The sequence below is a fragment of the Streptomyces sp. NBC_01317 genome, assembly GCF_035961655.1.
Taxonomy (GTDB): domain Bacteria; phylum Actinomycetota; class Actinomycetes; order Streptomycetales; family Streptomycetaceae; genus Streptomyces.
On record NZ_CP108393.1, the window covers coordinates 7,058,257 to 7,072,396 of the forward strand.

At 70.5% G+C, this 14,140-nt stretch carries 9 protein-coding genes; 2 read left to right on the forward strand and 7 right to left on the reverse strand.

Annotated elements, in window-relative coordinates; genetic code table 11:
- Nucleotides 1–70: 70 nt before the first annotated feature.
- From OG349_RS30830 to OG349_RS30860, 7 genes are all read right to left on the reverse strand, one after another.
- A complete protein-coding gene (locus OG349_RS30830) occupies nt 71–1,132 on the reverse strand; it encodes an ABC transporter permease (RefSeq protein WP_327237695.1) in 1,062 nt (353 codons plus the stop codon).
- Nucleotides 1,129–2,097, reverse strand: a complete 969-nt coding sequence (locus tag OG349_RS30835; RefSeq protein ID WP_327237696.1) for an ABC transporter permease — start codon at nt 2,095–2,097, stop codon at nt 1,129–1,131. The genes OG349_RS30830 and OG349_RS30835 overlap by 4 nt, the downstream gene beginning before the upstream one ends.
- Nucleotides 2,094–3,704: a sugar ABC transporter ATP-binding protein gene (locus tag OG349_RS30840; protein WP_327237697.1), complete on the reverse strand. Its 1,611-nt coding sequence runs from the start codon at nt 3,702–3,704 to the stop codon at nt 2,094–2,096. Before OG349_RS30840 ends, OG349_RS30835 begins: the two co-directional genes overlap by 4 nt.
- 117 nt (nt 3,705–3,821) lie before the next feature.
- A complete protein-coding gene (locus tag OG349_RS30845; RefSeq protein WP_327237698.1) occupies nt 3,822–4,907 on the reverse strand; it encodes an ABC transporter substrate-binding protein in 1,086 nt (361 codons plus the stop codon).
- Between the two features lie 715 nt (nt 4,908–5,622).
- Nucleotides 5,623–8,982: a LamG-like jellyroll fold domain-containing protein gene (locus OG349_RS30850; protein ID WP_327237699.1), complete on the reverse strand. Its 3,360-nt coding sequence runs from the start codon at nt 8,980–8,982 to the stop codon at nt 5,623–5,625.
- Nucleotides 8,983–9,203: 221 nt separating this feature from the next.
- Complete coding sequence (locus tag OG349_RS30855; RefSeq protein ID WP_327237700.1) at nt 9,204–10,811, reverse strand: alkaline phosphatase D family protein; 1,608 nt, start codon at nt 10,809–10,811, stop codon at nt 9,204–9,206.
- Between the two features lie 124 nt (nt 10,812–10,935).
- Entirely contained in the window at nt 10,936–12,177 is a 1,242-nt protein-coding gene (locus OG349_RS30860; protein WP_327237701.1) for an MFS transporter, read from the reverse strand.
- Between the two features lie 72 nt (nt 12,178–12,249).
- Between OG349_RS30860 and OG349_RS30865 the strand changes: the two genes are divergently transcribed.
- A complete protein-coding gene (locus tag OG349_RS30865) occupies nt 12,250–13,008 on the forward strand; it encodes a DeoR/GlpR family DNA-binding transcription regulator (protein ID WP_327237702.1) in 759 nt (252 codons plus the stop codon).
- A gap of 95 nt (nt 13,009–13,103) precedes the next feature.
- On the forward strand, nt 13,104–13,976 hold the full coding sequence (gene sigJ / locus OG349_RS30870) for an RNA polymerase sigma factor SigJ (RefSeq protein ID WP_442806436.1): 873 nt from the start codon (nt 13,104–13,106) through the stop codon (nt 13,974–13,976).
- Nucleotides 13,977–14,140 lie beyond the last annotated feature (164 nt).

Below are 14,140 nucleotides of genomic sequence, written 5' to 3' on the forward strand. Positions count from 1 at the left end.
CCCGGTGAGTCCGGGGCCCGGGACTGGCCGGAGCCCGGCGGCCGGACGGCCACCCGGGATCCGGCTCCCTTCACGTGGTTCTGCGGCTGCGCGCCAGATAGCGCTGTGCCACGACGACAACGATAAGAAAGCCGCCGCTGACCACCGACTGGTACGAGGAGTTGAGCGAGCCGATCTGATTGATCAGGTTCTGGATGACGGCCAGCAGCAGGACGCCCCAGAGCGTGCCGCTGACCGATCCGGCGCCCCCGACGAGGAGGGTGCCGCCGATGACGACGGCGGAGATCGCGTCCAGCTCCATGCCCACACCGACGATGGTGACACCGGAGGTCAGCCTGGCCGCGTTCAGCGCACCGGCGAGTCCCGCCAGCAGTCCGCTGAGTGTATATACCAGGATCTTGGTACGGGCGACCGGGAGGCCCATCAGGGTGGCGGCGTCGGCGCTGCCGCCGACAGCGAAGAGCGTCTGTCCGAACGAGGTGCGCTGGAGGAGCAGTCCGCCGGCCCCGAACAACACCAGCGCGATCAGGATCGGGTGGCCGAAGCCCCAGACGCTGCCCTGCCCGAGCTCGGCGAAGGCGGAGTCCTTGGGGACCAGGTAGGTGGTGGCGCCTTCGTCGGTGAAGGCGAGGAGCAGACCGCGGGCCGCGAGCAGCGTGGCGAGCGTGACGATGAAGGGAGCCATTCCGGCGCGGGCGATGAGGAAGCCGTTCAGCAGACCGATGGCCCCGCACACCACGAGGGGCACCAGCAGCGCGGTGAGGAAGCCCCACTGCGAGGCCCAGGCGGCGAGGACACCGCCCAGTGCGAACACCGATCCCACCGACAGGTCGATGCCGCCGGTGATGATGACCAGGGTCATACCGAGGGCGACCACCGCGAGGAACGACGCTTGCACGGTCACACCGCGGGCGTTGTCCAGGGTGGCGAACGTCGGATAGACGAACGAGGCGACGAGTACGACCGCGAGCAGCACGGCGAGCACGCCCTGGCGCTGCACGAGCTCGGCGAGACGCCGCGTCAGGGTCGTCCCGGCGGCGGGCACCTTTCGGGGCGTGTCGCCGTCGGCCGGTGCGGGGGTCTTCTTCGGCGCTCGGGCGGACGCGCGGAGAGCGGGTGTGGTTTCGTTCATCGGGACCGACGCTCCCGGGCGACGTAGACGGCGGCGATGATGATGGCCGCCTGGGCGATCTGTGCGGTGGAGTCGGGCAGGTCGTGCTTGACGAGGGTGGCGCGCAGCAGTTGCATCAGCAGGGCGCCCGCGACGGTGCCCAGGACCCGGATGGAGCCGCCGTTCAGCGGGGTGCCGCCGACGACGACCGCCGTGATGGCGGAGAGTTCCATGAGGGTGCCGAGCGAGGAGGGGTCGCTGGCGGTGAGCCTGGCTGTGGCGAGGATGCCCGCGAGGGCGGCCAGCACCCCGCAGAGCACGTACACGCCGATCAGTACGCGCTTGACGGGCAGTCCGGCGAGCGCGGCGGCCGGCCGGTTGCCTCCGACGGCGACGATCTGACGGCCGAAGGTGGTGCGCCGCACCAGGAAGGCGACGGCGCCGGCGAGCACCGCGGCGATCAGCACGACGAGCGGGACACCGAGGAAGGAGTCGGTGCCGAGCGCGAGGATGTCGGGGTTGACGATCTGCTTCAGCTGGCCGTCGGCCATGACCAGGGCGATGCCCCGGCCGCCGACGAAGAGGGCGAGCGTGGCGACGATGGGTTGTAGCCCGATCAGCGAGACCAGGGTGCCGTTGACGGCTCCGACGACCGCTCCGGCCAGCAGGGACACGGCGAGCGCGGGCACGAGTCCGTACCCGAGGTAGAGCGGCAGCAGGGCGGCGGCGAGTGCCATGGTCGAGCCGACCGACAGGTCGATGCCCTCGGTGCCGATGACCAGGGCCATGCCCAGCGCCACGATGACGATCGGGGCGACCTGGACGAGCTGCGTGCGCAGATTGCCGGCGGTCATGAAGTGCTCGGTGAACAGGGCGTTGAAGAGCAGCAGCACGGCCACGGCCGCGTACACGCCGTACTCCTGGTACCAGCCGGGGTCGCGCAGCCGGGCCAGGGGGCGTGCGGGGGTGAGCGTTGCCTGGGTCATCGCGGATCCTCCTGTGCGGCCGGGGCCTTTCCTTCGGGGTCCGGCGAGTGGTCGGCGAGGACTTCGAGCAGGTGGCTCTCGCCCACGCTGTCGCCGGACAGTTCGCCCGCGACGGCTCCGCCGCGCAGCACCACGATCCGGTCGGCGCCCTCGATGAGTTCCTCGATGTCGGAGGAGATGAGCAGGACGGCCAGGCCCTCGCCCGCGAGTTCGTTGATGAGGCTCTGGACCTCGGCCTTGGCGCCGACGTCGATGCCGCGCGTCGGTTCGTCGAGCAGGAGGACCTTGGGTTCCAGGCAGAGCCAGCGGGCCAGCAGGACCTTCTGCTGGTTGCCGCCGGAGAGTTCACCGACCTTCTGTTCGGGTCCTGCCGCCTTGATCCGCAGCCGCTTCATGAAGATCTCGACGATGCGGTCCTGCTTGCGCCGCGAGACCACTCCGGCGCGGGAGAGGCGGGGCATGGCGGCGAGCACGATGTTCTCGCGGACGGAGAGGCCGGGGATGATTCCCTCGGCCTTGCGGTCCTCGGGGAGCAGGCTGATGCCCGCGCGGATCGCGCCCGCCGGGGTGAGCCTGCGCAGGGTGCGGCCACCGACGGTGAGTTCGCCTCCGTCCAGGCTCAGCGCGCCGGCCAGGGCCTTGGCCGTCTCGCTGCGTCCGGAGCCGAGCAGGCCGCCGAGGCCGAGCACCTCTCCGCCGTACAGCGACAGGGAGACGTCCTGAAGCTGGTGACGGCGGGTGAGGCCGGTCGCGGTGAGTACGGGGGTGCGTGCCGCGTCATGCCCCCCGGTGGCGAGGTTGGTCAGGCCGCCGCGCCGGATCTCCGCCATGTCGCGGCCGAGCATCATCGACACGAGCTGCATCCGGTTCAGGTCCGCGAGGTCGCCGGTGTGGATGTGGCGGCCGTCGCGCAGAACGGTGACCCGGTCGCAGATCCGGTAGAGCTCGTCCATCCGGTGGCTGACGTAGATCACGGCGATGCCCTGGCCGCGCAGGTTCTCGATGACCCGGAAGAGGGTCTCCACCTCGCGCGGTTCCAGGGAGGAGGTGGGTTCGTCCATGACGACCACCTGGGCTTTGACGGAGACGGCGCGGGCCAGCGCGACCATCTGCCGGGTGCCGATGCCCAGAGTGTGCAGGGGGCGGCGGGGGTCGACCCGTACACCGAAGCCGTCGAGCAGTTCGGAGGTCTCGCGGTGCATCCGGCCGAAGTCGACGAGGCCGAAGCGGTTCTTGGGCTCGCGGCCGAGGAAGATGTTGCGCGCCACGCTCATCAGCGGGACGAGGTTCACCTCCTGGTAGATCGTGGAGATGCCCGCTTGTTGCGCTTCGAACGGCCGGGCGAACCGCACCTGTTGTCCGGCCACCCGTACGTCGCCCTCGTCGGGCCTGTACACGCCGGTCAGCACCTTGATCAGGGTGGACTTGCCGGCCCCGTTCTCACCCACCAGCGCGTGGGTCTCCCCGGCGCGCAGGGAGAAGGAGACGTTGTCGAGAGCGACGACGCCCGGGAACCGCTTGGTCACCGAACGGGCTTCGAGGACGGTGCCGGCCGCCGGTGGGGCGGTCTCCTCCGGCGCCTGAGGTGCTGCTTCGGGTGGTGCCATGGGTCTTCTTGGCCTTCCGCTGGTCCAAGGGGATGGGCCCGGGGCCGCCGTGGCGAGTGGTCGCCACGGCGGCTGTGAACCGGAGGAGTCGGAGTGCTTCGCCGAGCGGCGAAGGGGTCAGAACGCCCCGCCGAGCGAGGCCTCGGCGTTGGACTCGTCGTACTCGCGGTCGGCGATGATCACGTTCTCCGGGATCTCCTCGCCGGCGTAGAACTTCTGGGCGGTGGCGAAGGCCAGCGGCCCGAAGCGCGGGTTCGACTCGATGACGGCGTTGTACTCACCGTTGACCAGGGCCTGAACGGCGTTGCGGGTGCCGTCGACCGAGACGATCTTGACGTCCTTGCCGGGCTTCTTGCCGGCCGCCTTCAGCGCGGTGACGGCGCCGAGGCCCATCTCGTCGTTCTCCGCGTAGACGGCGGTGATGTCGGGCTTGGACTGGATGAGCTGCTCCATCACCTGCTGGCCCTTGTCGCGGGCGAACTCACCGGTCTGCTGGGCGACGATCTCCAGGCCGGGTGCCTTCGCCTTGAGCTGGTCGACGAAGCCCTTGGTGCGGTCGGTGGTGACGTTGTTGCCCGACGCGCCGAGCAGGATGGCAACCTTGCCCTTGCCGCCCGTCGTCTTGATCATCGCGTCGGCCGCGCGCTTGCCCTGCTCCACGAAGTCGGAGCCGAGGAAGGCGACATAGTCCTTGCAGGCGGTGGAGTTGAGCTTGCGGTCGATGGTGAGGACAGGCACCTTCTTGGCCGCGGCCGCCTTGAGCGCCGGCTCCAGGCCGTCGGAGTTCAGCGGCGCGATGATGAGGAACTGGGCGCCCTGGGACAGCATGTCCTGGATGTCGCTGATCTGCTTGGAGAGCTGCGACTGGGCGTTGGTGGTGAGGAGCTTCTTGACACCGACCTTGGCGGCCTCGTCCTTGATGGACTGGGTCTCGGCGATACGGAAGGGGTTGGCTTCCTTTTCCGACTGCGAGAAGCCGACCACGGCGTTCTTGAGGTCCAGTTCGGGGGCGCCGTAGCTCGTCAGTGAGCAGCCGCTGCCCGATGCGGCCTCGGGGGTTTTGACCGCCTGGGCTCCCTGGCTGCTGTCACCGCCCGCGTTGTCGGTGGTTTCCGACTTGGAACAGCCGGAGACGGCCAGCGTGGCGGTGACGGCGAGCAGGCAGGTGACGGCGAGAGTGCGGGATCGGCGCTGGGTAGTCATGCGCAGGACGCTCCTTGGCGGGGTGACGGCACTCCGGTCGGGGTGCGGTCGGGGCATGGGCAGGGCATGGACCGGGGCGGGGCCGGACGGTCGTCGGCCGCGTCGGTGGCTGACGACGTCGCATTCCTCACGACCCGGCTGCGAGCTGTACTGATGGCGGCCGTGAGAGCTTGCGCTGCCTGTCGGCGGCTCGGTTTACAACGTTATATAGGCGCTGCGGCGCAGGCGGCAAGAGAGTTGTCGATGCGTTTCCAAAATGTGTCGGCGGCGCGCGTCGCGCCGGACACCCCGGCAGGCCGGACGGTCGGCGCCGGATTCCGTGGCATCTCCGGACAGCCGTTGGGCGGCGTGCTGTCATACTGGCGGACGTCAAGTTTCCAACGTTATAAAGAAGTTGGCGCCCCCGGAGCGTGGCAGGCGACAGCTGCCCTAGCCCCGCGCGGAAGTACCGGGCCGGCCGGGAACCGGTTCGCCGCGGCCCCCTCCTCCCGTCTCCCCCGACCCGACCCGAAGCCCGCACGGCCGGCGGAGCACGAGCCCCCGCCCATGCCGGTGAAGCGCGGAGAACTCGTCACCGGCGCGCCGGCGAGGCCGACGCCACCTTCTGCGCGGGGGAGGCTCCGTGGGCTCCGCGCTCTGAACCGGCACGACCCCCGCGCGGGCCACGGCGGGCGGCCCGGCGGCGACTGCTCCGTCGCCGCCGGGCCGTCGCGCGTTACGGCTGTTCGGCGTCGTGGAGCGTGCTCACCTCCGCCGCGGTGAGCACCCTGTCGTACACCTTCACCTGGTCGATGGAGCCGTTCCAGAAGTCACCGTTCGCGCCGCCCCACTTGGCACGGCCCACGGAGAGCGGCCCGGTGCTGACGTCGGCGGGGCCGGCCGGGGCGGTCGCCGCGAGCGTGCCGTCGACATACAGCTTGAGGTCGTCGCCCTCCCGTACGCCGACGAGGTGGTACCACTTACCGGTCTCGGGCTTCATCTCCAGCCGAGCCCGGTGACCGCCCGGCGTACTGAACGCGAACGCGCCCTGGCCGTACTGGAGATAGAACGGATTCTCCGTCCGCCGGCCGTCCTGGCTGACCAGAGTGGCGTAATTGCCCGGGAGCGCGTCGAGCGTGGCCCAGGCCGACACCGAGTAGTCCTGGGTGGTGTCGACCACCGGTCCGCGGGTCTCGGCGTACTGCCCCTGGCCGTTGAACTTGAGCGCGGAGCCCTGGACGCCCGGCGTCCAGGTGGTGCCCGCGTTGAGCGTCAGGGGTGCCCGGTTGGGACCGCTGTCGGCGGCCGTCGTGCCCTTGTTCTCGTCCAGCGACCAGGCGGCGCCGCCCTTCAGCTGGTCGCGGTCACCAGCGGCCGCGCCGGCCGCGATGACCTGCTGATTGATCTGCCGCACCTTCTTCGGATCGACCTTGATCTCCCGACGGTCGTACGTCCACAACCCGTTGAGCTCGTTCTCCAGATCGCTGACCTGGGTGTAGACGGAACCGGACAGTTCGGCCCCGGCCGCGGCGAGGTAGTACGTACGGGTGTTGTCGACGTACTTCGCCGTGAGAGCGTCCTTGTCCGCAACGCCGCTGTAGATCGCCGCCGGAGCGCCCGGCCACATGTGTCCCGCGGTACGGAGCGTGAAGCCCCCGTGCTCACCGTCCATCGCGGCGCGGTGATCGGGGAACGGCGCGTCGTTGTTGAGGTAGTCGTGGTGGTCGATGATGTCGCCCTTGCCCGAATCACCCTTCGACGAGCAGCAGTTGACACCGCTGTGGGCGTTGACGACGCGGGACGGGTCGTCGGCCTGGACGGCCTCGGTGATCTTTCCGGTCTCGACGCGGTCCCACTCGCCCCAGCCCTCGTTGAAGACGATCCAGCCGCCGATCGAGGGCGAGTTGTGGAGCTGCTTCATCATCTCCTTGCCCTGGGAGAGGAAGGCCTGCTTGCCCTGGTCGGTGCTGATGTCGCTGGAGACGAAGTCCTGCCACACCAGCAGACCGAGCTTGTCCGCGTGGTAGTACCAGCGGGGCGACTCCACCTTGATGTGCTTGCGCACCGCGTTGAAGCCGAGGTCCTTCTGCGCCTTCAGGTCGAAGGTGAGCGCCGCGTCACTGGGCTGGGTGTACAGACCGTCGGGCCAGAAGCCCTGGTCCAGCATGGCCAGCGAGAAGAACGGCTTCCCGTTGAGTACGAGCTTCTGGTAGCCGCCGACCTTCTCGACGGCGAGGGAACGCATGCCGAAGTAGCTGTCGACACTGTCCTTGGACCGGCCGTCCGCCAGGGTCACTTCGAGGTCGTACAGGTACGGGTCGTCCGGCGACCAGAGGTGCTGGTTCCTGACCGGCAGGGTCAGCGCGCGGTTCGCCGGTCCGGTGACCGTGCCGACGGTCTTGCCCTTCTTGTCGCGGGCGACGGCGGTGATCCGGGCGCCGGCCGAGGCGCCGGCGGAGTTGACGGTCAGCGCGAGGGTGCCCTTGTCGATGTCCGGGGTGGTCGTCAGGGAGTCCACCGCGGCGGGCGCGACCGGCTCCATCCACACGGTCTGCCAGATTCCGGAGGACGGGGTGTAGACGATGCCGCCCGGGTTCGTGGACTGCTTGCCCTTCGGCTGGTTCGGTCCCGTCACATCGGTCACCGCGACGATGATCTCCTGCGGGCCGCTGCCCTTGACCGCGTCCGTGATGTCGGCGGTGAATCCGGTGTAACCGCCCGTGTGTTCAGCGACCTTCCGGCCGTTGACCCACACGGTGGACCGGTAGTCGACCGCGTCGAAGTTGAGCTTCAGCCGCTGACCGCCGTCGGGCCCCTTGCCGACGGACCAGTTCTTCGGCACCGTGACAAGCTTCCGGTAGAACATGTGGTCTTCGTGCCGCTCAAGTCCCGACAGCTGGGACTCCACGGGGAACGGTACGACGATGCGTTCACCGAGCCGCTTGCCGAAGACCGGCTGCTCGCCCTCGGCGGCTCCGGCGAACTCCCACGGGCCGTTGAGGTTCATCCACCGGTCGCGCACCTGCTGCGGCCGGGGGTACTCGGGCAGCGGGTGGTCGCGGTCGAGCTTGTCGCCCCAGGTGGTCGTCAGCCGGTGCGTGGACCGGTTCTTGGCCGTACGGCTGATCGGGGGGACGGTGTCGCCGCCCGCCCGGAGACCGCCCTCACCGTCGTACGCGACCCGGACCTGCTGGCCCTTCTGGATCGGCGCCGCGAGCGTGACGACCAGGGCCTTGCGGTTGTTGGACGCCTTGGCCACCGACTTCACCGGCATCGGCGAGGTGTCGGCCTCGATCTTGAGGTGGTCCTTGACGCCGCCGATGTTCTCGACCGTGCCGTCGAAGGTCGCCTGGAGCCGCGTGCCGTCCTCGGCGACGCTCAGCGCGACGGGGTAGACCTCGAAGTCGGCCGGCGGGGTGAACGCCTCTTCCGGCACGATCTGCTTGTTGAGGTCCTTGCTCGCCCAGCGGAGGAACATGTTGGCGCCGCCGATGTCCTGGAACATCTCAAGCCGGAACTCGTGCGGCTCGCCGGCGGTCAGCGCGACCGGCTCACTGTGCTGCTCGACGTCCCAGTCGGGCACCCAGTGGTCGATGACGACGCTGCCGTCGATGAAGAGCCTGAACCCGTTGTCGCCGATCGCGGAGAAGGTGTAGTCACCGGTGGCGGGGGCCGTTATCTGTCCGGTCCAGCGGGCTGTGGTGTTCTCGGTGCGTCCGGTCGTGGACTCGAACGTCCCGGTGAGACCGGGGAAGTTGATCTGCGGGTCGAGCGCCACGCCACCGAGCTCGGCGAAGTCGCGAGCCCCCGGCGCGGACATCCTGAAGTACTCGCCCTTCAGACCGTGCACATCGGTGGCCGGGTCGTCGGAGGCGAAAGCGGGCGCGGAGGCGGTCGCCGGGGCGACACCGGGCGCGGGGGCGGCAGCGGCGGCCGGGACCAGGGTGGCGCCGACGGGCAGCAGAAGTGCGACCGTACACGCCAGTGCTCGGAGCAGTGTTCGGGGGCGGAATGGTTGTTGTCTCAAGGCGTCGTCCTCGTCGAAGGGACAGAAGTGCCTCGCACCTGCGGGATGCGGCAGCACATAGTCGAACATTGAGCCACAGCCCCAAACACATAACAACAGTCGTGCACGCACATTTTCAACGATGGAAAATGTGCGAACGTGCAGGCCCCGGTGAACGGGTGTACACCGCCCCCCGGGGCCTGTGTGGGGACCGCCGACGCCCGGCTCATCACCCGGACGCCCGTCCGGGCCGGAGCGGACTCCCCGATTCCGGACGGGCGATTGATCACCGCGCGGCAGAACGGTGCCGGCTACCGCTCCTGCCCGACCTTCCCCGGCCGGAGCACCTTGCTGAACAGGACCGTGCCGCCCTCCGCCCGCAGACGGACCGTCAGCTCGCCGCTCCCACCGTCGATGTCGACCTCGCCGAAGTACTGCGGGGACTCCATCGGCGACACGTTCGCCCGGTCGGGCGCGCGCACGAAGACCCGGTCGGGCCCGAACGTACCGTCCAGCGCGTTGGCCTGGAATCCGCCTGCCGCCAGCGGCCCCGAGACGAACTCCCAGAACGGCGCGAAGTCCTTGAACGCCGCGCGCTCCGGCGCGTAGTGCTGCGCCGAGGTGTAGTGGACGTCCGCCGTGAGCCACAGCGTGCCCGTGATCCGCCGGTGCTTGATGTACCGCAGCAGCTCGGCGATCTGGAGTTCACGGCCGAGCGGAGCGCCCGGGTCGCCCTGGGCGACGGCCTCGAAGTTGGTGGCGCCGTCCGGGACGACCAGTCCGAGCGGCATGTCGGCGGCGATCACCTTCCACTCCGCACGCGAACGCGACAACTCCCGCTTGAGCCACTCCAACTGCTCCGCGCCGAGGATGCCGGTGGTGTCGTCGGCCTGCCGGTCGGGAGAGTTGGCGTTGCGGAACGAACGCATGTCCAGGACGAACACGTCCAGCAGCGGACCGTGGCTGATCACCCGGTGCACCCGGCGGTCGGCCCCGCGTTCGTGGAGGGTCGACACCGGGAAGTACTCACGGAACGCGCGCGCCGAACGGGCCGCCAGCAGATCGACGTTCTTCTCCGTGTAGCGGACGTCGTCCAGGATCTGACCGGGGTACCAGTTGTTGCGCACCTCGTGGTCGTCCCACTGGACGATCGTCGGCACCTGGGAGTTGAAGCGCCGCACGTTGGCGTCCAGCAGGTTGTAGCGGAAGTTGCCCCGGTACTCGTCGAGCGACTGCGCGACCTTCGACTTCTCCTCGGTGGTGACGTTCCGCCAGATCCGGCCGTCCGGCAGCGTCACCTGCGGTTCGAGCGGGCCGTCGGCGTAGATGGTGTCGCCGCTGCACAGGAAGAAGTCGGGGTCCAGCCGCCGCATCTCGTCGTACGCGCGGTAGCCGCCGATGTCCGGGTTGATGCCCCAGCCCTGCCCGGCGATGTCGCCCGACCACAGGAAGCGCACACCCTGCCGGCGTCTCGCGGGCGCGGTACGGAACGTGCCGTACACGGGTTCGCCGGTACGGCGGTAGTCGTCCGGGTCGGCGAGGGTCACCCGGTAGTGCACCTGCTCACCGGCCGGGAGGCCGCGCAGGGGGACCGTACCGGTGAAGTCGGAGCCCGGGCCGAGCAGCGGGCCGTGCCAGGTGCGGGCGCGCCGGAACGACTCGGTGGCGGAGGTCTCCACGATCATCCGGGCCGGCCGGTCGGACCGGACCCACGCCAGTCCGGACGACGACGTGACATCGCCCATCTGTACGCCCCAGGCGGCGCGGGGCCGCCCGGACCGCGCCTGCGCGGGCGCCGCGCCCGCCACCAGGCCGGCGGTGGGCAGGGCCAGCGCCGCCGACGCGGCGAGCGTGCCGCGCAGCACGCCGCGGCGGCCGGGCGAGGCCGCGGACTGGGGGGAGTTCGGGTGGTACGACATCGATGCGCCTCCTGGGCAGACGGGTGCCGATTGCCGTGCCATGCCTAACGCCCGGTGGCAGCCGCCGCGCGAACCCCGGATGAACAACCGGCCGGTGGTGTCGTCGAGTGCCGCCGAGAGGGGGTCAGCCGGCCGTGGGCCGGGAGGTGGGGGTCTTCTTCTCCCGGCTGTCCGCCGCGAGTCGGGGCTCGGGTGAAGGCTCCGGCTTCAGGATCCGGGCGGTGAAGCCGGCGACCACGCAGAAGGCCGCGGGGAGGAGGAAGGTGAGGTTCAGCGGGATCGCGTGGGTCAGCGGGCCGATCACGGCGGGACCGGCGAGCATCCCCAGGTAGCCGAGGCCCGCCACGCGCGAGACGTTGGCCCCGGCCGCGTCCGGATCGGCGTGCCCCGCCGCGCTGAAGAGCTGCGGGACGCAGCCGGACAGACCGGCGCCGACGACGGTCCAACCGAGCAGCGCCAGGGGGACGTCGGGCGCGAACGCGGCCAGGGTCAGACCGGCCGCGCCGACCGCCGACCCGTACCGCAGGACGGCGACCGCGCCCACCCGTGCCGCCACCCGGTCGGTGAGCAGGCGGCCCGCGGTCATGGCCGTGGCGAACGCGCCGTACGCGAGTGCGGCGGTGGAGGCGGGCGCTCCGAGGACGTCCTTCACATGGAGCACGCTCCAGTCGTTGGCCACGCCCTCGCAGAGCATCAGCATGAAGGCGAGCACCGCCAGGATCCAGATGCGCGAGGGCGTCGCCCGCCGGGCCTTGCGGGCGGGGCCGGTCGAGGCCTCGGCGGCGGATGCGTCAACAGCGGCCGGCGGGTCCGGGCGCAGCAGCGCCCCGGCGGCCACCCCCGCGGCCGCGAGGCAGAACAGCGCCGTTCCCGCCAGCGTGGCGCCCGCGCTCCACCCCCGGCCGAGGGTGAACGCGCCGATGAGCGCGGCGAGTACGCCACCGATGGAGAACCAGGCGTGGAAGGCGGACATGATGGGCCGCCCGTAGCCGCGCTCGACCTGTACGGCGTGGGCGTTCATGCTCACGTCCAGGCACCCGTTGCCGACGCCGAGCAGCAGGAGCGCCCCGCCCAGTGTCCAGACATCGACGGCCAGGCCCGGCAGGACCAGCGAGGCCGCGCACAGCGCCGCACTGGCCGGGACGACCGTACGGGCCCCGAAGCGGTCGGTGAGCGGGCCGGCGAGCTGCATGCCCCCGAAGGCGCCCGCGCCCAGCAGCAGGAGGAGCCAGCCGAGCACGGCGTGGCTGATGCCGGTGCGGTGCTCGATCACCGGGATGTGGACGATCCACATGCCCATGATGAAGCCGGCGAGGACGAAGTACGCAAAAGTGGCCAGCCGGCCGGCCCGCAGTGATCTCTCCATACCGCGAACATACAGAACATCACACATGTTCGTAAACTTGCTCTTCGAACATGATCGGTGTTTGATTCAACCGTGACGAGTGTGGAGCGACTCAGGAAGATCACCGACGCCGTACGGGAGACCGGCCGGTCGAGCGTCGCCGAGCTGGCAGGGCTCACCGGCGCCTCGGAGATGACCATCCGCCGCGACCTGGAGGTCCTGGCGGAGCAAGGTGTCCTGGAGCGCTACCGGGGCGGCGCCAGGAGCCTGCTGCTGCGCGGGGAGGAGCCGCCGTTCGTGCTGCGGGCGCAGGACGGCCAGGAGGCCAAGGCGCGCATCGCCGCCGAGGTCGCCGGGCTGATCGCGGACGGTGAGTCGGTCGTCGTCGACAGCGGCACCACCTGCCTGGAAGTGGCCCGCGCCCTGCACGGCCGCCGCCTGACCGTCATGCCGCTGTCCCTGCACGCGGCCAACGCGCTCGCGGACGCGCCCCGGCTGACCCTGTTGCTGCCCGGCGGCCGGCCGCGCCCCGGCGAACTGGCGCTGACCGGCCCGCTGACCCTGGCGTCCCTGGCCACCCTGCGCTTCGACACCGCCGTCCTCGGCTGCTGCGGTCTCACCGCCGCCGACGGGCTGACCGCGTACGACCTGGACGACGCGGCGGTCAAGCGCGCGGCGATCGCCTCGTCCCGCCGGGTGGTCGCGGTCGCCGAGGCGGCCAAGTTCTCCCGTACCGCGCTCGCCTTCGTCACCCCGGCCGCCGCGCTGCACGTGGTCGTGACCGACCGGGCCGCGCCCGAGGACGAGACCGAGGCGCTGGCCGAGGCGGGAGTCACCGTACGGAGGGTGTGAGGCGCACCGCGGCCTGCTCGTCTCCTCCCTCCCCGGGGAGAGCCGCCTGGACAGGTGCCGGGCGGTCGGCTGGGATGGGAGACGTGGCAGCCGACATGACGAGCACCGACCAATTCGAAGCGCACCGCTCCCTGTTGACGGGGGTGGCCTACCGCATGCTGGGCCGGGTCGCCGACGCCGAGGACGTCGTGCAGGACGCCTGGCTGCGCTGGACCGCCGAGGACCGCGCCGAGGTCCGTGAGCCGCGCGCCTATCTCGTACGGATCACCACCCGCCTCGCGATCGACCGGCTGCGACAGGCGCACGTACGCCGGGAGGCCTATGTGGGCCCCTGGTTGCCGGAGCCGGTCACCACCGATCTCGGATCGGCCGTCCCCGATTCCGCCGAGCGCGCGATGCTGGCCGAATCGGTGTCGTTCGCGGTGCTGGTCGTCCTCGAATCCCTCTCGCCGCTGGAACGCGCGGTGTTCGTCCTGAGGGAGGCCTTCGGTTTCCCGTACGCGGAGATCGCCGCCGTGCTCGACCGGGGCGAGGCGGCGGTCCGCCAGCTCGCGGGGCGCGCGCGGCGCCATGTGGACGAGCGCAGGCCCCGGTTCGACGTCGACCAGGCCGAACGCCGGGCCCTCACCGAACAGTTCCTCGCGGCGGCCGGCGGCGGCGATCTGGACGCCCTGCTCACGCTGCTCGCCCCGGACGTCAGGCTGGTCGGCGACAGCGGCGGGAAGGCGAAGGCGCCGCTGCGGATCGTGGAGGGCGCCGACAAGGTTGGCCGATTCCTGTCCGCCGTCTCGGGGGACGCCGGGCTGTACGAATTCCGGGTCACGGAGGTCAACGGAGCGCCCGCCGTGCTGGCCCACACCGGCGGAAAGCTGGATCTCGTCCTTCAGTTGGAGGTCGCCGACGGCGTGATCACGTGCGTCTACATCGTGCGGAACCCCGACAAACTCTCCGGAGTGATCGCGGAATAAGCCCGGAGACCGTTCGGGTTGCCTCTGCGGAGGGCGAAGCGACCACCGGCCCCGCGTCCGTCACGGACGCGGGGCCGAGTGCTGCGGGCGCCTCACCAGCGCACGAACGTCGTGTGAACACCCTGCGGTAGATTTCGGTTCCGCTGAGTTACGGCGCAGGATTG